This window comes from Halopiger xanaduensis SH-6 (genome assembly GCF_000217715.1).
GTDB lineage: Archaea > Halobacteriota > Halobacteria > Halobacteriales > Natrialbaceae > Halopiger > Halopiger xanaduensis.
In genome coordinates, this window is record NC_015666.1 from 1015722 (window position 1) to 1038884 (window position 23163).

28 protein-coding genes and 1 pseudogene are annotated in these 23163 nt (G+C 66.7%); 13 read left to right on the forward strand and 16 right to left on the reverse strand.

Annotated features, from left to right (window positions below; all coding sequences use genetic code 11):
• Window positions 1–42 precede the first annotated feature (42 nt).
• The 3 genes from HALXA_RS21965 to HALXA_RS05000 form a co-directional block, all read right to left on the reverse strand.
• Entirely contained in the window at window positions 43–207 is a 165-nt protein-coding gene (locus HALXA_RS21965) for a DUF7576 family protein (protein ID WP_013879224.1), read from the reverse strand.
• 172 nt (window positions 208–379) lie between these two features.
• Window positions 380–553, reverse strand: coding sequence for a DUF7556 family protein (locus HALXA_RS21970; protein ID WP_013879225.1), 174 nt, complete (start codon window positions 551–553; stop codon window positions 380–382).
• Window positions 554–923: 370 nt separating this feature from the next.
• Entirely contained in the window at window positions 924–1874 is a 951-nt protein-coding gene (locus tag HALXA_RS05000; protein WP_049895410.1) for a formyltetrahydrofolate deformylase, read from the reverse strand.
• Window positions 1875–2196: 322 nt separating this feature from the next.
• Between HALXA_RS05000 and HALXA_RS05005 the strand changes: the two genes are divergently transcribed.
• Window positions 2197–2511, forward strand: coding sequence for a HalOD1 output domain-containing protein (locus HALXA_RS05005; RefSeq protein WP_013879227.1), 315 nt, complete (start codon window positions 2197–2199; stop codon window positions 2509–2511).
• 47 nt (window positions 2512–2558) lie between these two features.
• On the opposite strand, the gene HALXA_RS05010 is transcribed toward HALXA_RS05005, so the two are convergent.
• Entirely contained in the window at window positions 2559–2984 is a 426-nt protein-coding gene (locus HALXA_RS05010; RefSeq protein ID WP_049895411.1) for an SHOCT domain-containing protein, read from the reverse strand.
• 232 nt (window positions 2985–3216) lie between these two features.
• Between HALXA_RS05010 and purS the strand changes: the two genes are divergently transcribed.
• From purS to HALXA_RS05025, 3 genes are all read left to right on the forward strand, one after another.
• Window positions 3217–3468 carry a phosphoribosylformylglycinamidine synthase subunit PurS gene (purS, locus tag HALXA_RS05015; protein WP_013879229.1) on the forward strand — a complete coding sequence of 84 codons (252 nt, stop codon included), beginning with the start codon at window positions 3217–3219 and terminating at the stop codon, window positions 3466–3468.
• On the forward strand, window positions 3469–4158 hold the full coding sequence (gene purQ, locus HALXA_RS05020; protein WP_013879230.1) for a phosphoribosylformylglycinamidine synthase I: 690 nt from the start codon (window positions 3469–3471) through the stop codon (window positions 4156–4158).
• Window positions 4159–4277: 119 nt separating this feature from the next.
• Entirely contained in the window at window positions 4278–7304 is a 3027-nt protein-coding gene (locus HALXA_RS05025) for a PAS domain S-box protein (RefSeq protein ID WP_013879231.1), read from the forward strand.
• A gap of 26 nt (window positions 7305–7330) precedes the next feature.
• On the opposite strand, the gene HALXA_RS05030 is transcribed toward HALXA_RS05025, so the two are convergent.
• Window positions 7331–8428 carry an archaeosine biosynthesis radical SAM protein RaSEA gene (locus tag HALXA_RS05030; RefSeq protein WP_013879232.1) on the reverse strand — a complete coding sequence of 366 codons (1098 nt, stop codon included), beginning with the start codon at window positions 8426–8428 and terminating at the stop codon, window positions 7331–7333.
• 232 nt (window positions 8429–8660) lie between these two features.
• Window positions 8661–8864, reverse strand: a complete 204-nt coding sequence (locus HALXA_RS05035; RefSeq protein WP_013879233.1) for an HVO_0649 family zinc finger protein — start codon at window positions 8862–8864, stop codon at window positions 8661–8663.
• Window positions 8865–8971: 107 nt separating this feature from the next.
• Between HALXA_RS05035 and HALXA_RS05040 the strand changes: the two genes are divergently transcribed.
• The 3 genes from HALXA_RS05040 to HALXA_RS05050 all read left to right on the forward strand — a co-directional run bounded on the left by HALXA_RS05040 (window position 8972) and on the right by HALXA_RS05050 (window position 13411).
• The gene (locus tag HALXA_RS05040; protein WP_013879234.1) at window positions 8972–10948 is read left to right on the forward strand and encodes a bacterio-opsin activator domain-containing protein; all 1977 of its coding nucleotides are present in this window, start codon (window positions 8972–8974) and stop codon (window positions 10946–10948) included.
• 104 nt (window positions 10949–11052) lie between these two features.
• Complete coding sequence (locus tag HALXA_RS05045) at window positions 11053–11238, forward strand: DUF1328 family protein (protein WP_049895412.1); 186 nt, start codon at window positions 11053–11055, stop codon at window positions 11236–11238.
• Between the two features lie 235 nt (window positions 11239–11473).
• Entirely contained in the window at window positions 11474–13411 is a 1938-nt protein-coding gene (locus HALXA_RS05050; RefSeq protein WP_013879236.1) for an aldehyde ferredoxin oxidoreductase family protein, read from the forward strand.
• Window positions 13412–13682: 271 nt separating this feature from the next.
• Here HALXA_RS05050 and HALXA_RS05055 read toward each other — a convergent pair whose 3' ends face one another.
• Complete coding sequence (locus tag HALXA_RS05055; RefSeq protein WP_013879237.1) at window positions 13683–14087, reverse strand: winged helix-turn-helix domain-containing protein; 405 nt, start codon at window positions 14085–14087, stop codon at window positions 13683–13685.
• A 252-nt stretch (window positions 14088–14339) separates the two neighbouring features.
• On the opposite strand from HALXA_RS05055, the gene HALXA_RS05060 reads away from it, so the two are divergent.
• Both HALXA_RS05060 and HALXA_RS05065 read left to right on the forward strand, forming a co-directional pair.
• Window positions 14340–15008: a helix-turn-helix domain-containing protein gene (locus HALXA_RS05060; RefSeq protein WP_049895179.1), complete on the forward strand. Its 669-nt coding sequence runs from the start codon at window positions 14340–14342 to the stop codon at window positions 15006–15008.
• A gap of 127 nt (window positions 15009–15135) precedes the next feature.
• Complete coding sequence (locus HALXA_RS05065; RefSeq protein WP_013879239.1) at window positions 15136–15285, forward strand: DUF7560 family zinc ribbon protein; 150 nt, start codon at window positions 15136–15138, stop codon at window positions 15283–15285.
• A 206-nt stretch (window positions 15286–15491) separates the two neighbouring features.
• Here HALXA_RS05065 and HALXA_RS05070 read toward each other — a convergent pair whose 3' ends face one another.
• The 3 genes from HALXA_RS05070 to HALXA_RS05080 form a co-directional block, all read right to left on the reverse strand.
• Window positions 15492–15944: a pyridoxamine 5'-phosphate oxidase family protein gene (locus HALXA_RS05070; protein WP_013879240.1), complete on the reverse strand. Its 453-nt coding sequence runs from the start codon at window positions 15942–15944 to the stop codon at window positions 15492–15494.
• Between the two features lie 132 nt (window positions 15945–16076).
• A complete protein-coding gene (locus HALXA_RS05075) occupies window positions 16077–16496 on the reverse strand; it encodes a hypothetical protein (RefSeq protein WP_049895183.1) in 420 nt (139 codons plus the stop codon).
• Complete coding sequence (locus tag HALXA_RS05080; protein WP_013879242.1) at window positions 16496–16753, reverse strand: hypothetical protein; 258 nt, start codon at window positions 16751–16753, stop codon at window positions 16496–16498. The genes HALXA_RS05075 and HALXA_RS05080 overlap by 1 nt, the downstream gene beginning before the upstream one ends.
• 141 nt (window positions 16754–16894) lie before the next feature.
• On the opposite strand from HALXA_RS05080, the pseudogene HALXA_RS05085 reads away from it, so the two are divergent.
• The 3 genes and pseudogenes from HALXA_RS05085 (at window position 16895) to HALXA_RS22435 (ending at window position 19445) form a co-directional block, all read left to right on the forward strand.
• Window positions 16895–17799, forward strand: a pseudogene (locus tag HALXA_RS05085) (ABC transporter ATP-binding protein).
• On the forward strand, window positions 17800–18504 hold the full coding sequence (locus HALXA_RS22430) for an ABC transporter permease (RefSeq protein ID WP_245550082.1): 705 nt from the start codon (window positions 17800–17802) through the stop codon (window positions 18502–18504). It begins immediately after the preceding pseudogene.
• A complete protein-coding gene (locus HALXA_RS22435; protein WP_245550083.1) occupies window positions 18501–19445 on the forward strand; it encodes a hypothetical protein in 945 nt (314 codons plus the stop codon). The genes HALXA_RS22430 and HALXA_RS22435 overlap by 4 nt, the downstream gene beginning before the upstream one ends.
• A 15-nt stretch (window positions 19446–19460) precedes the next feature.
• Here the strand turns inward: HALXA_RS22435 and HALXA_RS05095 are convergent, their stop codons facing one another.
• From HALXA_RS05095 to HALXA_RS05115, 5 genes are all read right to left on the reverse strand, one after another.
• Window positions 19461–19793 (reverse strand): AzlD family protein, encoded by a 333-nt coding sequence (locus HALXA_RS05095; protein ID WP_013879243.1) that lies wholly within the window; start codon window positions 19791–19793, stop codon window positions 19461–19463.
• The gene (locus HALXA_RS05100; protein WP_013879244.1) at window positions 19783–20559 is read right to left on the reverse strand and encodes an AzlC family ABC transporter permease; all 777 of its coding nucleotides are present in this window, start codon (window positions 20557–20559) and stop codon (window positions 19783–19785) included. The genes HALXA_RS05095 and HALXA_RS05100 overlap by 11 nt, the downstream gene beginning before the upstream one ends.
• 109 nt (window positions 20560–20668) lie before the next feature.
• On the reverse strand, window positions 20669–20869 hold the full coding sequence (locus HALXA_RS05105) for a hypothetical protein (protein WP_013879245.1): 201 nt from the start codon (window positions 20867–20869) through the stop codon (window positions 20669–20671).
• Window positions 20870–20977: 108 nt separating this feature from the next.
• Window positions 20978–21262 carry a ubiquitin-like small modifier protein 1 gene (locus tag HALXA_RS05110; protein WP_013879246.1) on the reverse strand — a complete coding sequence of 95 codons (285 nt, stop codon included), beginning with the start codon at window positions 21260–21262 and terminating at the stop codon, window positions 20978–20980.
• Window positions 21263–21328: 66 nt separating this feature from the next.
• Window positions 21329–21679: a hypothetical protein gene (locus HALXA_RS05115; RefSeq protein WP_013879247.1), complete on the reverse strand. Its 351-nt coding sequence runs from the start codon at window positions 21677–21679 to the stop codon at window positions 21329–21331.
• A gap of 180 nt (window positions 21680–21859) precedes the next feature.
• Between HALXA_RS05115 and HALXA_RS05120 the strand changes: the two genes are divergently transcribed.
• On the forward strand, window positions 21860–22258 hold the full coding sequence (locus tag HALXA_RS05120) for a hypothetical protein (protein WP_049895185.1): 399 nt from the start codon (window positions 21860–21862) through the stop codon (window positions 22256–22258).
• 4 nt (window positions 22259–22262) lie between these two features.
• Here HALXA_RS05120 and HALXA_RS05125 read toward each other — a convergent pair whose 3' ends face one another.
• Window positions 22263–23105: an NAD(+)/NADH kinase gene (locus tag HALXA_RS05125; protein ID WP_013879249.1), complete on the reverse strand. Its 843-nt coding sequence runs from the start codon at window positions 23103–23105 to the stop codon at window positions 22263–22265.
• Window positions 23106–23163: the final 58 nt, after the last annotated feature.

A 23163-nucleotide genomic window follows, 5' to 3' on the forward strand; every position in this document is an offset into this window, starting at 1 on the left:
CGTTCTGTTAGCGGCGACGCGTAGACGGTTTCGTTCGACCGACTACGCGTCGGCCTCCCACGTCTCGAGACAGTCGTCGCTACAGAAGTAGTGGTAGACGGCGGTGCCGTCCTCGACGGTCGTGACGACTCGCTGGTCGGTCGACTGTGCGACTGGCGTGCCACAGACTCGGCACTCGGGTGAATCCTCGTCCGTCGAATCAGCCATTACGTGGTGGATGGGTCGAGACCCACTTCAACGGATCCATTCCGGCGGAAACGGCCGCCCTCGAGAAATACCGGTCGAGCAACCGTCTAGCTGAGAATAAGCGGAACCGAAGTCCGGTCGCCGTCGATCGAGCGAGCCCGTGGGTCGGCGGACGCAACGCGCTCGAGCCGGCTTACCGCCACTCCTCGAGCGAGGCGGCGTCGGTCTCGGCCGTCGAGAGCCAGACGCCGTCGCGCGTGATATCGGCGATAACGAGGCGCGACTCGTCGTCGCTCTCGTCGATTGCCGCCACTACCTCGCGGCTGTCGGCCGATTCCGCCTCGACCGACCGTGCGTCGGGTGCCATGTTCGGAGATGTGTGTGCGACCACTATGAATGTTCTGAAAACATCGCTATATGTGGTTGAATATGGGCTATATTCGGATATATTATCGAACAAAGAATACAATATACGGATTCGAGTAAACATCCAACCATCGGATAAAATCGTATCCGCCGCAGCAGGGCTATCGGCAGTTCGTCCTTTCTCGAGTTCGATCCCGGTCTCGATCGAGACGCGCGGTCTCCTCAGACGTCTCATCCGTTCGGGCGCACGGGTCGCGCGAGCGTGGCCGCCGCTCGGTTGGAACGACGATCGTGAACCGACCGAAACGGGAACGGGAACGGAAAACGAACGAATTGGGGTCGAAACCGACCTTCCGATCCGACGCAGCGTTTTACTGATCCTCGGCGATCGCGCTGCCGATGCCGTCGACCGGCCGATCCGGCGTCACGTCGTCGATCTCCGCGGGCAGTCCGAGCTGGTACCGGTCGCCGTTCTCCCGAACGGACGTTCGGCCGCGGTGGACCGAGACGTCGCCGTTCAGGTGCAGCCGTACCGCCTCGAGCAGGGCGTCGGCCTCGAGCGGCTGGCCGCGGCGCTTCATCTCGTCCAGATCGGCGTCGTCGGGGACGTCGAACGCGCGCTGGGTAATGATCGGCCCCTGATCGAGGTCGGTCGTCACGTAGTGGGCGGTGACGCCGGCGACGCGGACGCCCTCGTCGAGCGCCTGTCGGTAGGCCTCGGCGCCAGGGAACGCGGGCAGCAGCGAGGGGTGGACGTTGATGATCCGGTCCTCGTAGCGGAAGACGACGTTCGGGCTCAGGATCCGCATGTAGCGGGCGAGCACGATCAGGTCCGCGTCGTACTCCTCGAGGAGGTCGATGAGTTCGTCCTCGTTCTGCCGGCCCTTCTCGTCGCCGATGTCGTGGAACGGAACGTCGTACTGTTCGGCCAGGGGCTGGAGGTCGTCGTGGTTGCCGATCACCACGCCGATGTCGGCGCCGAGTTCGTCGTTGGCCCACGCCTCGAACAGCGCCTCGAGGCAGTGGCTCTCCTTGGTGACGAGGACGGCGATCTGCTGGTTCTCGCGGTCGGCGGGGAACCGCACTTTGACGTCGAGGCCGAGGTCGTCCCCGAGGTCGTGCAGGTCCGCTCGGAGGGTTTCCTCCGTACAGACCATCTCCGAGGTGTCGACGGCGAGGTACATCCGGAAGACGCCGTCGCGAACCGCCTGGTCGAGGTCCTCGATGTTGATTCCGCGCTCGAACAGGAGGCTCGTCACGTTGGCGATCAGTCCGGTGTCGTCCTCTCCGATCACCGTGATTTCGGTCAGGTCAGTCGTCAACGAGACCACCTCCGCTCGAGCGTACGTCGATCCATCACGTCGGTCTCAGTCCGCGGGCGGCTAAAAGTCCTGCTTTCCGTCCGTCGACGTGCCACGGACCCGCACCCGCATTCGGCGCTCCGATCGTCCGGATTCGCGTCTCGAACCTGCGCGCGAGTGCGACGTATGACGGGCGCCTCCGTCGGGGCCGGCCCCCGTCCCGGGGTTCACTTTGTTTTGTCGTACAATTTCGTGTAAATTGTCTGACGGGGTTTTATGCCACCGTTTGTGGTACGCGTTTCCAGTCACGCGGAGTGACAGTCACCGAACCCAAGGTGAAACGATGACAGCAACACGACCGACGTACGGCGGCTCGCGGATCGACTACGAAACGGAGACGGCGGTCGTCTCCCACGACTGGACCGGCGACGACTCGCTCGCCGAAACGATCATCGCAACGATCGCGGATCTCTCGGGGTCGGATCCGGCGGCGCTCGACCGGCTCTACGACCGCATCGACCCCGACAGCCTCGAGACGATCTTCGCGCCGGCGAACGGCTCGGCCACCCGGGACAGCGGACGGGTATCCTTCCGGTTGGACGTGTACGAGATCACGGTCCACGCGTCCGGCGCCGTCGTCGTCACCCGGTCGACGTAGGGCCGACTGGGAGCGACGCCGTCGCGGTCGCATCGTTTTCGACGAGGTTATCCCGACGATCGCTCGAGTTCGCGATCCCCAGCGTCGGCGACGTCACGATCGCCTGCCCGCTCGGTCTCGCGTTGCTGTGCGAGGTACCGCTCGACGTCGGCGATCGTTTCCGTTTCCACCAGCGTCTCGAGTCGCCGTTCGAACTCCGCGTCGGAGAGGTCGCCGTCTGCGTACCGCGTTCGCAGCCGTTCGAGCGCGTCTTCGGGCGTCGAGTCGGTCTCGTCGGCCGGTTCCTCGTCCGACTCTTCGAGGAGCGGGGCGAGCCTGTCGAGCAACTCGCCGCCGAAGATGAACCCGAAGATTACGACGAGGATCGCGACCGAAGACTCGAGCACCGCGAGCGCGACGAACGCGGCGATGAGCGCGATGATGACGGCGGCCGCCGGCATCGTAATTTGCAGCCTCGACCGGTTGGTAGCCATGCGGTAGTGTTCGTGAGCGAACACAAAAAGCTCCGGCCCGGTCAACAGTCGATCGTCACCGTTCGTTGCCGTGGTCATCGATTGGTCGTTTCGCGTGGCCGTTTTGCCTTACGGCGCGTCGTCACCGACGCGGTCTCAGTAGCAGCGTGCCGCGACTCCTCCCTTATCCACGAACGTGTAATACAGCGCAAAGACGAAAGCATTTTTGAGCACGGTTACGGGATATCAGGTGATGACCGCCTACACCGCGACGGTGACCGTCCGACTCAAACGCGGCGTGTTAGATCCCGAGGCCGAGACGACGAAACAGGCCCTCGAGCGCTTGGGCTTCGAACTCGAGGACCTGCGCTCGGCCGACCGCTTCGAGGTCGACCTCGAGGCCGAATCGGCCGACGCCGCCCGCGAGCGCGCCGACGAGATGGCCGAGCGGCTGCTGGCGAACCCGACCATCCACGACTACGACGTGGAGGTCGCCGAGCGATAGATGACGGTTGCAATTATCAGATTCGGCGGCTCGAACTGCGACCGCGACGCCGCGCGCGCCCTCGAGCACCTCGGCATCGACGCCGAGATCGTCTGGCACGAGGACGGTCTCCCCGAGGATACCACCGGTATCGTCCTCCCGGGCGGGTTCTCCTACGGGGACTACCTGCGGGCCGGCGCGATGGCCGCTCGCTCCCCGATCGTGGCGGAGGTTCGCGAGGCCGCGAGCGAGGGCGTCCCCGTCCTCGGCGTCTGCAACGGCGCCCAGATCGGCTGCGAATCCGGTCTGACGGAGGGCGCCTTCACGACCAACGAGAGCGCGCGCTTCCAGTGCGAACACGTCTACCTGCGGGTCGAGCGCGACGACACGCCCTGGACCGCCGCCTACGAGGAGGGCGAGGTCATCGAGGTCCCGATCGCCCACGGCGAGGGCCGCTACGAGATCCGCGACGAGCGACTCGACGAACTCGAGGAAGAGGACCGGATCCTCTTTCGCTACTGCGACGAGAACGGCGAGACCGGACCGGAGGTCAATCCGAACGGCTCGAAACACAACGTCGCGGGCGTGCTCGGCGACCGCGACACCGTCGCGGTGTTGATGCCCCACCCCGAACGCGCGACGCTGCCCGACGTCGGCCCGACCGACGGACAGGGCGTCCTCCGGGGCTTCGAGACCGGCATCGACGCCTAGGCCGCCACACTTATTTTCTTCCTGGGTTACAGAAGCAACGATTACGTTCCGTTCGGCGGGACGTCGGTTGCGACGATGACAGACGACGAGCGGCGAACCGACTGCGACTTCACCTACCGATGGCCCCCACGATCCGTGCCGTCTACGCCGACGCCGATCCGTCGGATGAGGTCGTCGCCGTCCTGCGAGACGCCGGGATCGAACCCGACGTCGTCGGGACGGCCGCCGACTGTCTGGCGGCCCTCTCGAGTGCCGACTGCGTCGTGATCGGCGGACCGCTCCCCGACGGCTCACCCGCCACTCTCTGCACGCGGATCAGAGCGCAGTGCGGGGACGTCCCGATCGTCGTGGCGCCGACGGCGGCCGACGGCAGCGAGGAACTCGCGGGCAACGTGATCGCCGCGGGTGCGGACGGCTACGTGCCCCGATCGCAGGGCGTCGCGATGCTCGCCACGCGGCTGCACGATCTGCTGCAGGCGCAGTCCCGCTCGTCGTCGGCCGACGACGATATCGAGACCGCGTCCGAGCCGCCGAGCCCGGACGCCGCCGCCGAGCGACGCGAGCCGACCCCCACCGACGCCGATCGGAACCGGATCGCCGCGCTCGAGGCCCTGCAGGAAACGACGCACGAACTGCTCCGCGCCGAGTCAGCCGCCGAGATCGCGGCGATCGTCACGGCCGCAACCGAACACGTCGTCGACGACCCGCTCGCAGCGCTCTATCTCCGGACTGACGACGACGGTCACATTGCGACCGGCGACCGAACCGCGTCGGAGAGGCTCGAGCCCGTCGGAACGACCCCCCGTCTCGAGGCGGTCGCCGACGACGTTCGGCGCGTCGGCCCCGGAGACGGACTCCTCTGGCGGGCGTACACGGCCGCGGAACCGACCGTCGTCGCCGACATCACGCCCGATCACACGCCCCACCCGATCGCCGACGCGACCGGCACCGTCGCGTTGCAGCCGCTCGGGGAGCACGGCCTACTGGCGGTCGGCTCCGGGCCGGAGACCGACCTCGACGCCGTCGCCGTCCACCTTCTCGGCGTGCTGGCCGCGACGGCGGAAGCGGCGCTCGACCGGGCCGTCCGCGAGCGCGAACTCGAGCGCACCGAGGCTATCGTCGAGACGGTCGGCGACGGCGTCTACTCGCTGGACTCGGCGGGCCGGTTCGTCACGGTCAACGACGCGATGACCGAGGTGACGGGCTACGAGCGCGTCGACCTCGTCGGCGCGCACATCTCGACGATCCTCACCGACGAGAGCGCCGAACGCCGCCGCAAGCGGATCCGCGCGCTCTCCTCCGCCGGTCGAGTCGATAACCACGAACGGGACGGGGAAGCGATCGCAGCCTACGAGGTCACCCTCGAGACGCGCGACGGTCGGCGGGTTCCCTGCGAGATCAACGCGGCGCTGACCGGTCCCGACGGCGACCTCGAGGGCACCGTCGGAATCGTCCGGGACATCAGCGATCGCAAGCGGATGCAACACGAACTGGTCGCTCACGAGGCGAAGATCGCGAACCTCCACGAGGTCGCGTCCCGGCTGGACGACTGCGAGACGCGCGAGGAGATCTACGCGCTCACCCTCGAGGCGGCGGAGGAGGTGCTGCACTTCGACGCCTGCGTCGTCGACGTCGCGGAGGGCGAGTCCCTCGTCAAGAAGGCGATCTCGTCGGAGATCGACGAGGAGTACGCTCGGACGATGTCGATCGACGAGGGAATCGCCGGGAAGACCTACCAAACGGGACAAACCTATCGGATCGCGGACGTTGCGGCCAGCGAGGACGCCGCGCCCGAGAGCGACGAATTCCGGTCGGCGCTTTCCGTGCCGATCGGGGAGACGGGCGTCTTTCAGGCGGTTTCGACGGACCCGGACGCGTTCGACGCCGAGGACGCGGAGCTCGCGGAACTGCTGCTCTCCCACGTCGCCGACGCGCTCGATCGGTTCGACTTCGAAGCGGAGATCCGCGCGGAGCGCGACCGGTTCGCCGCGCTCTTCGAGAACGTCCCCGACGCGGCCGTCATCGCACACCACACCGAGTCCGGGGAACCGATCGTCGAGGCCGTCAACCCCGCGTTCGAGCATCTCTTCGGCTACGAGGCGGACAATCTGGTCGGCGAACCGCTCGACGAACGCATCGTTCCGCCCGACCGAAGCGCCGCGGCGATGGCGATCAACAGGCGGAGCAACCGGGGTTCCGTCGTCGAAACCGAGGGCAAACGCAGGACCGCGGACGGCCTGCGGGATTTCATGATCCGCGTCGTGCCGGTGACGACCGACGCGTCGGCGGGCGGAGACGACGAGGGGGACAACGACGAGGCGTCGGTCGAACGAACCGTCGGACTCTACACCGACATCACCGACCGCAAGCGGCAACAGCAGCAACTCGAGATCCTCAATCGCGTGTTACGCCACGACCTGCGCAACGGGATGAACATCATCGACGGCTGCGCCGAAGAACTCGCCGACCGACTCGCGGATGACGGGACCGAAGCGGCCGAGTACGCGACGATCATCCGGGAGCGCGCCGACGACCTCCTCGGCCTCGCCGAGAAGACCCGCGCGGTCGAGCGCACCCTCGAGCGCGACGAGGCGATACACAAACCGGTCGACCTCGTCTCGGTGTTGCAGCAGGTGACCGACCGGCTCGAGTGTACGTACGCTTCGAACGAGGGAAAGCCCGCCGCCCTCACCGTCGAACTGGCCGACTCGGTCCCAGAGCAGTGTTTCGTTCGCGGGACCGACTACCTCGAGACGGCGATCTTTCAGGTGCTCGAGAACGCGGTCGAACACAACGACAGCGCGGCGCCGACGATCGAGATTCGGCTGTCAGATGCGTCGGCGGGCGACGGATCGGGCGGCGAAAACGGGGGTCCCGACGAGATGGTCACGCTTTCGATCGCCGACGACGGCCCCGGTATCCCCGACGAAGAGCGTGCGCTCCTCCAGGAGGATCGAGAGATCACGCAGTTGCGCCACGCGAGCGGCCTCGGACTCTGGCTGGTCAACTGGGTCGTCTCGCAGTCGGGCGGCCAGCTCGCGTTCCGCGCGAATCAGCCTCGTGGAACGGTCGTCGACATTCGGCTGCCTCGAGTTGATTCCGAATCGGCGCGAGTCGGTACCGACGAATCGGCGAGCGGTGACTGACGACCGGCAACTGGCGAGTCCGTTCGCTACCGCGTCAGCGGCTGATTGAAGCTCCGCTCGCGCTCCATGACGGTCTCCCAGGTCAGTTCGCACTCGCAGGAGACCTGCTCGAAGACCGACGGATCCTGACGGAGGTCGAAGTCCTTGATCGCCTTCTGGACGAGGTCGTCGCATTCCGTGCAGTTGTGCGGGCCGCGGTCGGAGCCGTGGCCGACGGGGTCCGAGACGACGATGGCGTCGACGTCCGCGGTCTCCTCTAAGACGTGGGCGACCGACCAGAGCCACGGCGGCCGGTAGCCGTCGTTGAAGTAGAGTTCGTCGACCATCGTGTAGCGCTGGACGTTACAGGGGTTCATCGAGACGGTGTGACAGCCCTCGACGTCGGCGCAGCGCTCGATCGAGGAGATCATGTCCTCGACCGCTTCGGATTCCGTGAGGAAGGGTGGCTTCATCAGGAGATAGGCCTTGATACCGGCCTCGGCGTCGGCGGCGTCCTCGTTTGCGGCTGCGGCCTCGGCGCAGGCGTCCTCGAAGTCCGCGAAGTCGAAGTACTTGTTCACGCAGTCGTGGCGCACGCGGTCGGTCGCCGTCTCGAGGCCGATCGCGACGTCGGTGTCGAGCCCGTGCTGGGTGAAGTCGGCGATCTTCTCGCGGTCGACGAAGTCGGGCAGGGACTCGACGACGATGCGGTCGCGGTCGCCGAAGGTGTCGGCGATGGCCCGCCGGGTCTCGGCGCCGACCTCGCGCTCGTCGAGGAAGGAGCCGGAGGTGTAGATCTTGATGAGACCGGCGGGCTCGTCGGCGTTTTCTTCCTCGTGCTCGAGGCAGACCTCGATCTGGTCCATCAGGGCCTCGTGGGAGACGGAACCGCCGTCGACGCTCTCGGCGACGTAGCCGCACATGGTGCAGCCGCCGGCGCGCGCCCAGCGGCAGCCGCCGGTGTTGAGGATGATCGTCAGGCTCCGCTTGACGCCGTCGGGCGTGTTGTCCTCGTCGAGCCAGACCCGGGTCGGCTCGTGGGGATCGTAGCTGGCCTCCTTGCGCGAGCGGATCTCGCGCATCACTTGGTTGTGGGCGTCCATGCCCTTGCCCTGCTCGTAGACCTCGGGCGTGGGTTGACTCATTAGGAGGGCAAAGCGGGTCAGCGCCTAAAGCGCCTTCGTTGGGATCGCTCGAGCGGGCGGCGACTCAGATCGGCGGTCGCGGCCCAAAGCGAGCCGGTTCGAGTTCCTTCGAGGGTCGATGAGAAACACCCTGCGTCGCAGCGCGGTCACGCGCCGCTCCGTCCACCGTTCGTCTCTGGTCGTCTCGGATGCTGACTGCCGGTGCTGGCGGTGCCGTTTGAGCGGCGACTCGTTAGTCGCGTCTCGATCCGAGTCGCATCTCCTTCGTCTCGATCGCGCCGCAGGTCGGACAGACGAACCGGTAGTTGATCCGATTCCCGGACGTGGTCACCTGCCAGCCGCCATCCTCGTCGAGGTAGCCACATTGCCGGCACTGCAGTTCCGATTTGTCGAACTTCTCGCGGAGCCGCTCGAACGGTGAACGGTAGGTGCTCATACATCATCATTTATCGTGCGTGTTATTAACTCCCACGCCTTTGGTTCGATTCGTGATCCGTTCGCTGAGCCACACGGTTCTTAGGGACGTCTTCCCTACGATGGCCTATGACTAACGCCGACCCCGCGGCGGGTGCCGACGGCGCGTCGCCGGCGGCAACCGCGCTCGAGCGCGTCGTCGCGCCGGTCGTCGCGGTCGTCGACGGGACGATCGCGTACGCCAACGGCGCGGCCCGCGACGCGTTCGGAATCGACCCCGAGAGCGGTGCGTGCGAGCCGTCGACGCTCGCGTCGTGGCCGTCGCTCGAGGCGGCGATCGAGGAGACGGTCGTCGGGACCGTCCGAACGGTTGCCCTCGAGGATGCAGAGTACGACGCGCGGGTCCACCGCGACGAGGACGGCGCGACGATCGTGTTCGAATCGACCGCCGAATCGGAGACCGTTGCCGATCCAGCGGGTGACCTCGCCGACCCCGAGCCCACGTCCCCCGCAACGAGCGACCGCGCGGTCAAGGAGCGGGCCCTCGAGGAGGCGCCGGTCGGCATCACGATCTCGGACCCCGATCGCGAGGACAATCCGCTGGTGTACGTCAACGAGGCCTATCAGGAGATTACGGGCTACAGCTACGACGAGGTCGTCGGACGGAACTGCCGGTTCCTGCAGGGAGGGGACTCGAACCCGGACGCGATCGCCGAGATGGCGGCCGCGATCGACGAGGACCGCCCTGTCACCGTCGAACTCGAAAACTACCGGAAGGACGGCACCGAGTTCTGGAACGAGGTGACGATCGCGCCCGTCCGCAACGACGCCGGCGAGGTCACCAACTACGTCGGCTTCCAGAACGACGTCACCGCGCGCAAGGAGGCCGAACGCGCCCTCGAGCGCCGCACCGAGGAACTCGAGTACGTCCTCGATCGCGTCGAGGGACTCGTCCGAGACGTCACCGCGTCCGTGGCGGGTTCGACCGACCGGGGGGATCTCGAGGCTGCGGTCTGTGAGCGTATCGCCGAGGAATCGGCCTACGACGGCGTCTGGATCGGCGAGCGCAATCCCGCGACGGGAACGATCGATGTTCGTTCGCGCGTGGATGCCGGCGCGAGTGCGGCGGACGGTCCTGTGGACAGGGACGCCGACTCGATCCCGGCCGACGGCGATCACCCGGCCGCCGCAGCGCTCTCGAGCGATGATGTCGCCGTCGGAACCGTCGACGGAGCGTCCCTGGCCGCGTTTCCCCTGCGCTACAACGAGATCGAGTACGGCGTCCTGACGGTTCGCCTCGCCGACGGCACAGACGTCGACGAGCGCGAATCGGCGATCCTCTCGGCGCTCGCCCGGGCGATCGCCAGCGGGATCAACGCCCGCGAAACCAGCCGCGTGCTCGCGACCGACGCAGTCGTCGCGGTCGAACTCGAGGTCCGCGACCGTCAGGTCGCGCCGGTCGCGCTCTCGGCCGACGCGGACTGCCGGCTCGAGTATCGTCGCTCGGTCCACCGAACCGGCGAGACCAGCGACGGGGACGGGCAGGAACGAACGACCTCGCTGTTTACCGTCACCGGCGCCAGCGCCGCGGAACTCACCGACGCCGCCGCGGAGCTGCCGAACGTCGACTGTCGAATCGTCGTCGAACGTGAGAACGGCTGTCTGATCGAACTCGAGCGGGACGACGACCTCGTCGGCTGGCTCTCCGAACGCGGCGTCCGCACCCGCGCCATCGAGGCGGAAGACGGCCGCGCCAGCGTCACGCTTGAGCTCCCCCGCTCAGCGAACGTCCGGTCGATCGTCGAGGGGCTCGAGGATCGCTACGAGGGAACCGACGTGCGCTCGTTCCAGCAGCGCGACCGCAGCGGCGATACGCGCCAGGAGTTCGCCGGACGACTCGAGGACGACCTTACCGAGCGCCAACTGGACGCGTTACGGCGTGCCTATCTCGGCGGCTACTTCGAGTGGCCCCGGCCGACGACCGGCGAGGAACTCGCCCAGTCGATGGACGTCTCGCGGCCGACGTTCCACGAGCACCTGCGGACCGCCGAGGCGAAACTGTGTCGTGCGTTCTTCGACGACGCCGGCGCAAACGAGTCCGCGTAGTCGCCGCCCACAGCGTCTGAACCCGCGGTTACCGACCTGTAGTCCGTTCTTAGCCCCGCGGACGGTCGCCAGCGTTTATGTACCCGGTCGTGATAGCCGGCGGTATGCTCGAGCACGCAATGCCGTTGCAGGGCGGCGGCGGGTTCCTGTACTGGGCGATCGTGTTCTTCGTCCTCGCGATCATCGCCGCGGCCGTCGGTGCACGGGGCGTTGCAGGGGTATCGATGGAGATCGCGCGGATCTTCGTGTTGATCTTCATTATCCTCGCGATCGTGGCGTTGCTGTTATAGCTGCGGAGAGCATCCGCTCCGGGCTGCTTTTGATTGTGACGCGGTCGCAGTAAGGACGGGTCGTTACGAGCGCGCAGTTCTTGCCGACCGGTCGCTCGAGCGGGATCCCCGTCCCGCCGCTGACAATTCAGTCAGATGGAGCGATCGACCCGGCGGGGTGTTAATCACTTGTGGTTACTGGCGGTTGGGAACTACTAACACCGTAGAGGGCGTACTGTAACAAGAGGGGTTTATCATGACAGAACTCGGCGGTTTCCAAGACAGGGTCGCTCGCATCGACCTCTCGGACGGGGACGTCGCGTACGAGTCGATCGACGACGAGGACGCGAAGAAGTATATCGGTGCGCGCGGCCTCGGGGTGAAGTACGTATTCGAACAGGGACCGGACGTCGATCCGCTCGGACCCGACAACCTGCTGGCCTTCATGAACGGGCCGCTGTCGGGCACGCAGGTAACGATGAGCGGCCGGATCGCCGTCTGCACCAAGTCGCCGCTGACCGGCACCGTCACCGACAGTCACCAGGGCGGTTGGTCCGGCGCGCGACTCAAGTGGTCCGGCTTCGACGGCCTGCTTTTCGAGGGTCAGGCCGACGAACCGGTCTACGCCTTCGTCGAGGACGGCGAGGTCGAACTTCGGGACGCGTCCCACCTCTGGGGGATGGGCTTCCACGAGGCTCGCGACGCGATCGAAGAGGAGGTCGACGGCTCCTACGGCAAGAACCTGAGCATCATGGGGATCGGCCCCGGCGGCGAGAACCAGGTTCGCTACGCCACGATCATGAACGAGGACGACCGCGCCTCGGGTCGCGGCGGGGTCGGCTGCGTCGCCGGCTCGAAGAACCTCAAGGCGGTCGTCGTCAAATCGGGCACGAAGATGCCCAAACCCGCGGACAAGGAGACGTTCATGGAGGGCCACCAGCAGGCCATGCAGGTCATCCAGGAGTCGGACGTCACCGCGCCCAACGAGGGCGGGCTCTCGAAGTTCGGCACCAACGTCCTCATGAACCTCACCGAGGAGATGTCTGGGCTCCCGACCCGCAACGGGAAGTACACTTCGACGCGGGACGCCCGCGAGGACGGCTTCGCCGGCGACGAGTTCGACTCCGAGCAGGTCTCCGGCGAGAACGTTCGCGAGAACATCCTCGTCGACGAACCCACGTGTCACTCCTGTCCCGTCGCCTGCAAGAAGGAAGTCGAAGTCCAGACGATGCACAAGGGCGAGGAGATGAACGTCCGGACGGAGTCCTACGAGTACGAGTCCGCGTTCGCGCTGGGCCCCAACTCCGGTCACACCGAGCGCGACGACATCGCGCTGATGATCGACCGCTGTAACGACATGGGCGTCGACACCATCGAGGTCGGCAACATGATGGCGATGGCCATGGAGATGACCGAGGAGGGCAAACTCGAGGACTTAGACCACGACATGGACTGGGGCGACTCCGAGGAGATGGTCGACATGATCGAGCGGATCGCCCACCGCGAGACCGACCTCGCGGACCTGCTGGCCGAGGGCGCCGACCGTATCGCAGAGCAGATGGACGCCCACGAGAACTCCCTGGCCGTCAAGGGCCAGACCATCCCCGCCTACGACCCGCGCTGCATGAAGGGGATGGGCATCGGCTACGCCACCTCGAACCGCGGGGCCTGCCACCTGCGCGGCTACACGCCCGCCGCCGAAATTCTCGGCATCCCCGAGAAGGTCGATCCCTACGAGTGGGAGGGCAAGGGCGAACTGACCGCGGAGTTCCAGGACCTGCACGCCATCAGCGACTCCTTCGACATCTGCAAGTTCAACGCCTTCGCGGAGGGCATCGAGGAGTACGTCCTCCAGTACAACGGCATGACCGGCCTGGACGTCTCCGAGGACGAGCTGATGGAGGCCGGCGAGCGCGTCTACAACTTAGAGCGCTACTACAACAACCTCGCCGGCTTCGACGGCTCCGACGATTCGCTGCCGGACCGGTTCCTGCCGGACGGCATCCCCGGCCAGGGCGCCAGCGAGGGCGAGCACTGCGAACTCGAGCCGATGAAAGAGGAGTACTACGACTACCGCGGCTGGGTCGACGGCGTCGTGCCCGACGAGAAACTCGACGAACTCGACATCGAAGTCGGTCCAGGGACGGGCGTCAGCGCCGGCGACGGCGCGGCGGCGGCTCCGAGCGACGACTAAGCAGATCGACGAGCGACGCCGGGTCCTGTCCCATCGGCCCGTCGTTCACGCGGTTCCCACCACTGCAATTTTCTTTCGATGCACACTCCGTCCAGCCGACGGTCTCCGCACCGCCAACCGCGGTCCTTATTTCTCAGTAGCGTACTCGAGACGAGATCGAGACGAGAATCAGCATCGAATCACCAACCGGAACCGCTCGAGGCGTCCGCTACGACGTCACCCGAGCAGTGGTGTGTGGACGGTCGCGGTCACGTCGATCGGTCGTCGGTCGTCAGTCGCCGGCGACGGGCTGGGCGGAGCTCGCGTTGGTGTTCGTGCTCGAATCGCCGTCGGCCTCCGGGCTCGTCATCTCGATCTCGACGCCGCCGTCGGCGACGGAGACGACGACGTCGTCGAACGAGCGGCGGTACTCGGTCGCGTGCTTGCCGGAGGTGTTGATCCGGACGCGCTCCTCGACGAGGTCGGCTTCGGTGAGCATCTCGACCTTGCGGTAGGCGGTCGAGGTCGGGATGTCGCACTGCTCGGAGAGTTCGGTCGCGGTCAGCGACTCGTCGCTCGTCGCCTCCAGGATGGCCCTGCAGGCGTCGTCGTCGAGCGCGGCGAGCACGTGCTGGGGGTCGGCGGTGTCTTCCTCGCGGGGCCATCCTCGCTTCACGTTGGAGTTCGTAGCGGACATCGTTCACTTTCTAGTATCCACCGGACCCCCTCCAAACGAGTCCCAATAAATACAGGGTGCTTTATATGGGGTGTCAGAATTCGGCGCTCGAGCGGTGTGGCGGCTGTTCTCACGGAGGTCGAAACCGGATACTGACAGTGAGTATTCGATCTCGGTAACCGCAGTTGCGTATCTGGACTCGCCACTGAGGGGCAGTCCCACCAAATGGCCCGTCCCGCAGGGTTTAGGTTTCCCCGCACTTCAGATACGGCCGTGCCGTCGGGGATACGCGCCGAAGTGAAACTCGAGGATCCGCCCCACTGCGTCGTCGCGCAGGCGTCCGGCGAGACCGGCGGAAAGGTCCAGTCGGTCTCCAAGAGCGTCAACCCGGACGCGCCCGAGCGCGTCACCGAGGAGTTCATGCTCGAGGCCGAGGAGTACCCCGAAGACGACGAGTTCGACGTCGACGCCGACCTCGAGTCGGTCTTCGCCTACGGCTCGAGTTCGGTCTACCGGTTTCAGCGCGAGCTCGGACGGGGCTGTCCCTGCGAGATCGTCGAGGGGTTCGACTGCCCCGTCGTCGACGTCCGCACGCAGGGGACGGCGCTGTATTTGACCTTCCACGCGCCGGACATGCAGGGGCTGCAGGCGATCATCGGCGAACTACAGGCCAAGTGCGAGAACCTCGACGTCCAGCGCCTGCTGCAGTCCCAGCAGGACCACGCCGAGCAGAACCTCGTCTTCGTCGACCGCAGCACGCTGACCGACCGCCAGCTCGAGGTGCTCGAGACGGCCCACCGGATGGGCTACTTCGAGCACCCCAAGCGGGCCAACGCGGGGGAGGTCGCCGAGGAACTGGGGATCACGAGCACGACGTTCACCGAACACCTCGCCGCGGCCCAGACGAAGCTCCTGAACGCGATCCTCGACCGCGAGGGATAGCTCCTCCCCCAAGAAGGCTTCGGGAACTACAGGGTCCTCGCACCGAACCGCAACCCTATATATAGTGGACGCACAGCTATGAACGTAGCCGATCCATACCGGATACAACCCGAGTCGTCACGAGCACATGAGTAGATACGAATTCACCTGTCCCGAGTGCGGCCAAGAAATCGAGGTCAACGAGTCGATGCGGGAGGCGACGCTCTCCCACGGCTGTCCGGTCTGCGGCGCCGACGTCTCCGAGGCGGCGTTCGCCGCGAAGCAACAGACCAACTGATAGAATCGCCGCCGACGCGCACCGTCTCGAGCCCCGCAGCGATATCGATCGGTTCCGTCCGTCAGGCGAGGTCTCAGTCGCTACGGGATTCGCATTCGACTCTCCGTTACTCTCCTCTACATTCCGAACCCCAAGCCCTTCCGTTCCGCCTGATCTCCGACCTCGATCTCAGAACGTAGAACGTACCGTCTCCCCGACTCGGGCCCTCATTCCGCGCGGTCGATCTCGGTTCGCCGACCGTTGAGCGAGTCCGGCACGAATCGGTAGAGTTCGATGTTCAGATCCTTCTTCCCCTCCGCCCAGATCTCGAACAGCGGCCGCTTCGCCTCGCCGTACTGGGCGATCTGGTCCGGCGTGAGATCCGCCGGATCGATCTCCTCGAGGGTTCCGGTGGCGATGACGCTTCGATAGGTCGAGTCGGCCTCGGTGTAGACGACGAGCCGCGCCTGGGGCGACGAGCTGAGGAACTCGCGCTTTTCGCTGTCCGGCGTCGATACCAGCCGCATGTAGAACTCGCGGTCGTCCTCGTCGTAGCCGTACGAGATCGGAATCGCGTACGGTTCGTCGGTGCGCGCGAGCGACAGCACCCCCGTCTCGTGCCGGCCGAGGAAATCGTCGATCTCCTCGTCGGTCATGTCGGTCTCCTTGTCGATGGCCATCGTCTCAGTGTCTTGGCAAAGGTGAATCAGTATCTTTAGCGTTGTCATCGACTTCGAGCCGCGCGGCCGATCCGATCTTGCGGTCCGCGGCCAAACCCGCAACCCGCGAGTCCAACCGCCGCCGCTCGATCGTCAGTCGTCGCCGTTGCCGCTGCCGTCTCCGTCTTCGTCGCCATCACCGTCGTTGTCGCTCCCCTCCGGCCCGATTAACACCGGCTCACGGATCTCGAGGGCCGTCTCGAACTCCGCCTCGCGGTCGTTGCGCCGGCCGACGCGCAGGAGTTGCTCCTCGTGGGCGCGCCGGACGGCCGACTGCTCGCGGTCGTCCAGTCCGACGGCGTCGCCGATCTCGTCCCAGTGGCCCCAGTCGACGAGAAACGCCTCGAACGTCTCGGTCTCGTAGATCCGCTCGTACTCGCGCCGATATTCCTCGCGCGCGGGCACGAGATGCGCCTGCGTGCGGTCGAGAAGGTCCGGCAGTCGGTTCGGCGACACCCCCGACTTCGCCGCCGTGAGCAGCAGGATCTGGCCGTCGATCGGATCGCCCGCCATCATCCCCCCGCACGCATCGCCTTCTGGGCGAACTTGTCCACGAGCGGCTCGAGGGTTTCCTCGTTCCCCTCGAAGACGACGGTCACCTCGGTCAGCGACATCGACGGGCCGATGTCGACCTTTTCCGAGGAGACCGTGGCGGTCCAGTCCTCGCTCGCGACCGTTCCGTCCTCGCGGTGTTCGCCGCCGAGGTTCGTCAGGTAGCGAATCGCGAGCCGCTCGGAGATGCCGCGAAAGGATCGCTCCCGTCGTACCATAGCGGCGATTCGCGTGCCGAACGGATAAATTCGCGTACTGTCCTCGCCCGCTCCGGGAAATCCAGTTCCCGCAAAGCCGGCGCTTCCGATAGTGTAACCGCGGCATCATTCTTATGGCGGCGGCGTTCGATGGGCTCGCCAATGACCCTTCGGCTGGAGTCCGTCGGTAAGCGCTACGGCGACGACCTCTGGGGCGTCCGAAACGTCGACCTCGAGTTAGAGACTGGGATTCACGGCCTGCTCGGACCGAACGGCGCCGGAAAGTCTACCCTGATGCGAATCATCACGACGGTCGCCGAGCCCACGACCGGGACCGTCACTTGGAACGGGACCGACGTCACCAAGTCGCCGGCGGCCGTACGGGAGGGACTCGGCTACCTGCCGCAGGATTTCGGCGTTTATCCCGACCTGACGGCGCGGGAGTTCCTCGAGTACGTGGCCGCCCTGCGCGGATTGGATCGCGAGACGGCCGGCACCCGCATCGACGAACTGCTGGCCCTGACGGGGATCGAGCACGCGGCGGATCGGAAACTCCGTACTTCTCCGGCGGGATGCGCCAGAGCGTTGGCATCGCGCAGGCACTGGTCAACGATCCAGACCTGCTGGTCGTCGACGAGCCGACGGTCGGCCTCGATCCAGAGAAGCGCGTGCAGGTGCGGAACCTGCTGTCCTCAGTTGCCGAGGACCGCGTCGTCCTCCTCTCGACGCACATCGTCCCCGACGTCGAAGCGACGGCGTCGCGGGTCGCCCTCCTGAACGACGGCGAGTTGCTGACCCACGCCGATCCCGAATCGCTCGTCGCCGACACCGAGGGCAAGGTCTACGAGTACCTCGCTTCGCGCGGGGATCTCGAGACCCTCCGCGAGCGGTATCGGGTCTCGAGCACCGTCCAGCGAGCCGACGGCGTCCGGGTGCGGCTTATCGCCGACGAGCGTCCGCACACGGATGCCGAACTCGTGACGCCGACGCTCGAGGACGCCTACCTCGATCACGTCGGGCCGCGAACGGAGGCGGGCGCGGTGACGGGGTCGGGAGGGGTGACGTAGATGGTCGGCGGGGAGATCTCGACCGCGGTCCGCGTCGCTCGGGCCGACGTCTTCCAGCGATTCCGCTCTCGACGGCTCCTGATCGTGCTGGCGATCGTCGCGATCGTCGGCTACCAGTTGAACGTCGGCACGTTCGAACTGTTCTATCAGGACACCGTCGACGGGGCCACCGTCGACTACCGAGGGGAGCGGACCGCGCCGTACGTCGGATTGACGACGGGACTCACCGGCGGCATGTTTCTGCTGCTGGTCGGCTACTACGTCCTCGCGAGCTCGCTTCGCCGGGATCGTTCGACGGGATTCGACGAACTCCTCGCGAGTACGCCGATCAGGGGCCGTACGTACCTTCTCGGAACCTGGCTCAGTCACGTCGCAGTCGTCGCGGCGATCCTGGCGACGTTGGCTGGGGCTGCGCTCGTCAACCACGCCGTCCACGGCGTCGGCGGGACCGATCCGGTCTGGATCGTCGGCGGTGTCTTTTTGATTGCCTTTCCGGTAGGCTGTTTCGTGGCCGGCCTCACGATCGTCTTGCAGTCGACCGACCGGCTGCGCGGAACGGCCGGGAACGTGATCTACTTTTTCGGCGCAATCGCAGTGTTGACGGCCGCAGCGGCTGCTGCCGGGGGTGACGACGGGGAACAGCGTCGATTCCGTTCTGGGTGCGGGCCGTCGATTCCGTCGGGCTGGTCGCGACGGGCGAGATGACCGTCGACGCATTGCTCTCCGTTGCCCCCGAATACGACGGCCCGCCGGTCGCGAACTACGGGACCGGAACGATCGACGGCGAGGTCGTCACGTTCGAGTGGAACGGCGGCGCGTGGCCCGCGTGGTTCGTCGCGAACCGACTCGGCTTCTCGTTGGCGGGTATCGGACTGGTGCTCGTCGCGACCCTGCCCTACGACCGGTACGACACCGGAGACGAATCGACGAGCAGCACCCTCGTCGACCGACTCGGCCGTTTCGTTCCGTCTCCCCTTTCTCGAGGCCGCGACGGTGACGAAACCGATGCAACCGAACCCGCGAACGTCTCGCTGACCCCCGTCGCTGACCGCTCGGCCGGCGGATTCGGACGGCTTTTCGTTCAGGAACTGCGGCTCCTCATCCGGGGCCGCCCCTGGTGGTGGTACGCCGGTGCGGCCGTCATCGCCGTCGTCGGTGTCGCCGGCACCGTCCCCTCGGCAGCCATCGTCTCGGTCGCAACGATCTGGCCGCTGTTCGTCTGGTCCGGCATGGGCTACCGCTCGGTCCATCACCGGGTCACGCCCTTCATCGTCTCCTCGAGACAGCCGTACCGCCAACTGTTCGCGGAGTGGAGTGCCGGCGCGCTCGTCACGGGGGCGTTTCTCGGCGTTGCGGTCTGGCCGACCGTTCTCGATGCGGGACTCAAGGGCGCGATCGTCCTCGGCGGTGCGGTGCTGTTCGTCCCGTCAGTTGCGCAGGTGCTCGGCCTCTGGAGTCGAACCCGGCGGGCGTTCGAACTCGGCTATCTCGTCCTTTGGTACGCGGGGCCGTTGAACGGGGTTCCGCCGCTGGACTTCGCGGGCGCGACGACCGAAACCGTCGGCACCGTGATTCCGGTTGCGTTCGGCGCCGTCGGGCTGGTCGCGCTCGGCACCGCGCTGGGGCATCGGTGGCTCCAGACGTAGGAATTTCCCGGTTTCTCAGAGCACGCTCCGAAACGTGACGACGCCGACCACGCCGGCGATCAGCGCCAGCAGAATGTTCTCGGTGCGCCACATCACGAGCAGCACCAGCCACGCGGCGCCCCACTCGGCCGGCCCGCCGGCCGCCAGATCCGGGCCGAGCACGGCGATCACGATCGCACCCGGCAACACCGAGAGGCCGGCCTCGAGACGCTCGCTCAACTCGACGTGGCGGACGAGCCAGATGCCGCCGACCTTCGTCAGCACCGTGACGGCGGTCATGGCGAGGATGACGCCGACGGTGAGCGGCTCGAGGGAGAGCGCGCCGGCGAGATCGACCTCACTCGTCATAGCGGATCACCTCGACGGCGGCGGCGACGAGGCCGCCGAGCAGGACGTACCACCGGCCGGGGAGGTACTGGGCGGCGATGACGGCGGTGCCCAGCGAGGCGACCCAGGGGACGAGCGTCGACTTGCCCTCCCAGAGCTCGGCCGCGAGCGCGACGAAGACGGCCGCGAGGATGAAATCGAAGCCGTAGCGGATCGGATCGCCGACGACGCCGCCGGCGACTGCGCCGAGGATCGTCGAGCCGACCCAGAAGACCCAGATGGCGATCCCGCTGCCGAGCAGGAAGGCGCCGCGGCCGCTGCCGGACTTGAGGTCGCGCATCGTCAGCGCCCAGTTCTCGTCGGCCATGAAGTAGAGGCTGCCGTAGACCTGGCTCGGCGAGAGGCGGCGAAACCACGGCTGCAGCGCCGCGCCCATCAGCGAGTAGCGGAGGTTGATCGCGAAGACGGTGAAGACGATCGTCGCGATCGGCAGCGGATCGGCCCAGAGTTCGACGGCGATGATCTGGGATGCGCCGGCCAGGACGGTCGCGCTCATCAGCGCGGCTTCGGCGACGCTCAGGCCGGCCTGATCCGCGAGCACGCCGAACGCGATGCCGTAGCCGCCGACGCCCAGCGCGATCGGGACGCAGGTGACGAAGCCGGCGCGGAGCCCCTCCCGGCTGAACGTCACGCGGTCCGGATCCGCGTCGGCCGCGACGCTCGTCGACGGCTCCGGGGCGCTTTCGCCGGCGGCGTTCCCGTCGGCTGGCGGGCTCTCTTCGGTCACAGTTCGTCCGACGAACACGACGCCTAAACCCTTCTCGAAATCGCTGTCGAAACCGCCGGCCGGCAGTCGGACTCTCGCGCGGCGCGCGCCGCGCGCTGCGAGCGGCCGATCAGAACCCGTACGCTACCAGCGCGATTCCGAACACCGCAACGGTGAGCCCGTACCAGAGCCCGCTCGAGGCGCCGACGGCGAGGGCGGCGAGCAACAGCAGCACGCCGAGAAACAGCGCGGCCCACTGCGGTCCCGTTCGATCATTCCGGCGCTCGAGCACCGCGTCGAACCCGGCCTCGAGGAGCAACTCCAGCAACACGCTCGATAGTTCTCCGAGCGGTGTGAAAAGGTTTCGGTGGGTTGTCAACTCTGCGCTGTGCTCATTCCGCGCCCGCCGAAGCGCTCGAGCCGAGCGCGGCCACCGGTCTCAGCCGCCCGCGACCGGCGGGAACACAGACACCACGTCGCCCTCATCGAGCGCGGTGGCGGGACCCTCCATGTGGGCCACGTTGCGCCCGTTTTTGAGCACGCTCAACTGCTCGCGGACGGCCTCGCCGTCGTCGGTCAGGAGCCGTCCGTCGAGGCCCTCGTACTCGTCCTCGAGCGCGGCGAGGACGTCGCCGACGGTCGCGTCCGCGTCGACCGTGCGGGTGCGCTCCTTGTCGCCGACCGCGTCTCGAAAGGTGGCGAAAAATCGCAGATCGATCTCCATACCGGCTAGTCGTCGCGAAACGCCATAAGTTCGGGCGGTGGCCTCGGCGGCGCCCGGTCGGCGTCGTCAGGCCGCCGATGCCGCCGGCGCCGTCGCGAACGAGACGGCGCTCAGATCGGCGCGCTCGAGGACGTCGCCGATCGTTTCGGCGCCGATTTCGGACGCCGTTTCGGCGTCGTCGGCCTCGACGGTGACCGAGACGGTGAACTCGAGGGCGATCGTGTACGGATCGAACGGGGCGGCCGGGTGCTCGTAGACGTCGGCGTCGGCGATCTCCCAGTCGGCGATCGCGCCGTCGGCCTCGAGCCGCTCGAGGGTCGTCGCGAACTCCGTTCGCGCGTCGGCGCAGGCAGTTGCGTCGGCGCCGCCGTGAAGGGTGACGTGCGCCGTTCCGGCCCGCGATACGGCAAACTCCATGTCACCCCGTATCGACCGGGAGGATTTGAACCTGCTGGAAAGCCTAGCGTACTCGTCATGTCCGCACTCGAGTGAATCTCGGTACCAATGCGCAGAATCGGCTATAATCGGTCGCTACCGTCCGAAACTACGCGAATGCCGGCTATCGGTTTATGGAACTCGAGGGCAAGACGCTGGTACATGGTTCGAGACAGTAAACAGACGCGTCGTCAGACGATCGGAATGCTCGGGGCCGCGGCGTCGACGTTGGTCCTCGCCGGCTGCGGTGGACCCGGCGGTGGCGGCAACGAGACGAACGAGACCGAAGGTGGCGCCGGCAACGAGACAGAAGAGACCGGGAACGACACCGGCATCGGGACGGAAACCGAAAACGAGACCGAGAACGAGACCGAAATCGGCGGCAACGAGTCCGATAACGAAACTGAAAACGAGACCGCGATCGGCAACGAGACCGGTAACGAGTCCAACGAATCCAACGAATCCAACGAGTCGAACGAGTCGGACGATGAACTCGAGGCCGAAGAGGGAACGGGCAACGGGCAGGACATGGAGAACGAAAGCGACAACGAGAGCGCCTAACTCGTCACTCCAACTTCTCCAGCGCGTCGAAGAAGTTCGCCTGCGGCCCGACCAGCGTGACGGGCTCGTCCGCGACCGCGATCGACACCGTCGCGGGCGGCTCGAGTTCTCGCCGGTCGTGGCCGTCGCTGATCGCGTACGCGGTCTCGGCACTCGAGACCGTCAGCGTGATCTCGGCGTCGGGATCGACGACCAGCGGCGGCATTCCGTCGGCCGCAGCCATCTGCGTGACTACCAGCGCGTCGGCCGCCGGCTGCACCAGCGGGCCGCCCTCGCTCAGGTTGTAGGCGGTCGATCCGGTCGGCGTCGCCACGAGGACGCCGTCGGCGCGGCTCGTCGTGTACCGCTGGCCGTCGATTTCGACGTCGATCGTCGCCCCGCCGCCGTGGCCCCGCCGCGGTCCGTGGACGACCACCTCGTTGAGGGCCGGATCGAGCGTCCACGATCCGTCGGCGCCGCTGGCCTGCAACCGGGCGAGCTTCCGGCCCTCGAGCGATTCCGTCTCGCGGAGCCGTCCGACCAGTTCGGTGACGACCTCGCGGGCGTCGTCGGGCGCGACGGCGTTGAGAAAGCCGACTTCGCCGAGGTTGACCCCGAGGATCGGCGTGGCGCCGACCTCGCGGGCGACGAACAGCAGCGTGCCGTCGCCGCCGATGCTCACGACGAAATCGCGGTCGCCCATCGCGGGGATCGGGACGCCGTCGGCGTCGATCGCGGCGCCGGTCAGTTCGTCGACGACGGTCGCGACGCCCTCGTACTCGCGCTCGAGGGTGTCGACGAGCGTCTGGGCGAGCTCTTGTGCACGCGCGTTGTTCCGCTGGGCAACGATTCCGACGGCGACGTCCATCGTCGGCGGCTACCCGCCCCGTCGTCAAAAAGCCCCGCTTCGCGGATCGACGGGCAAC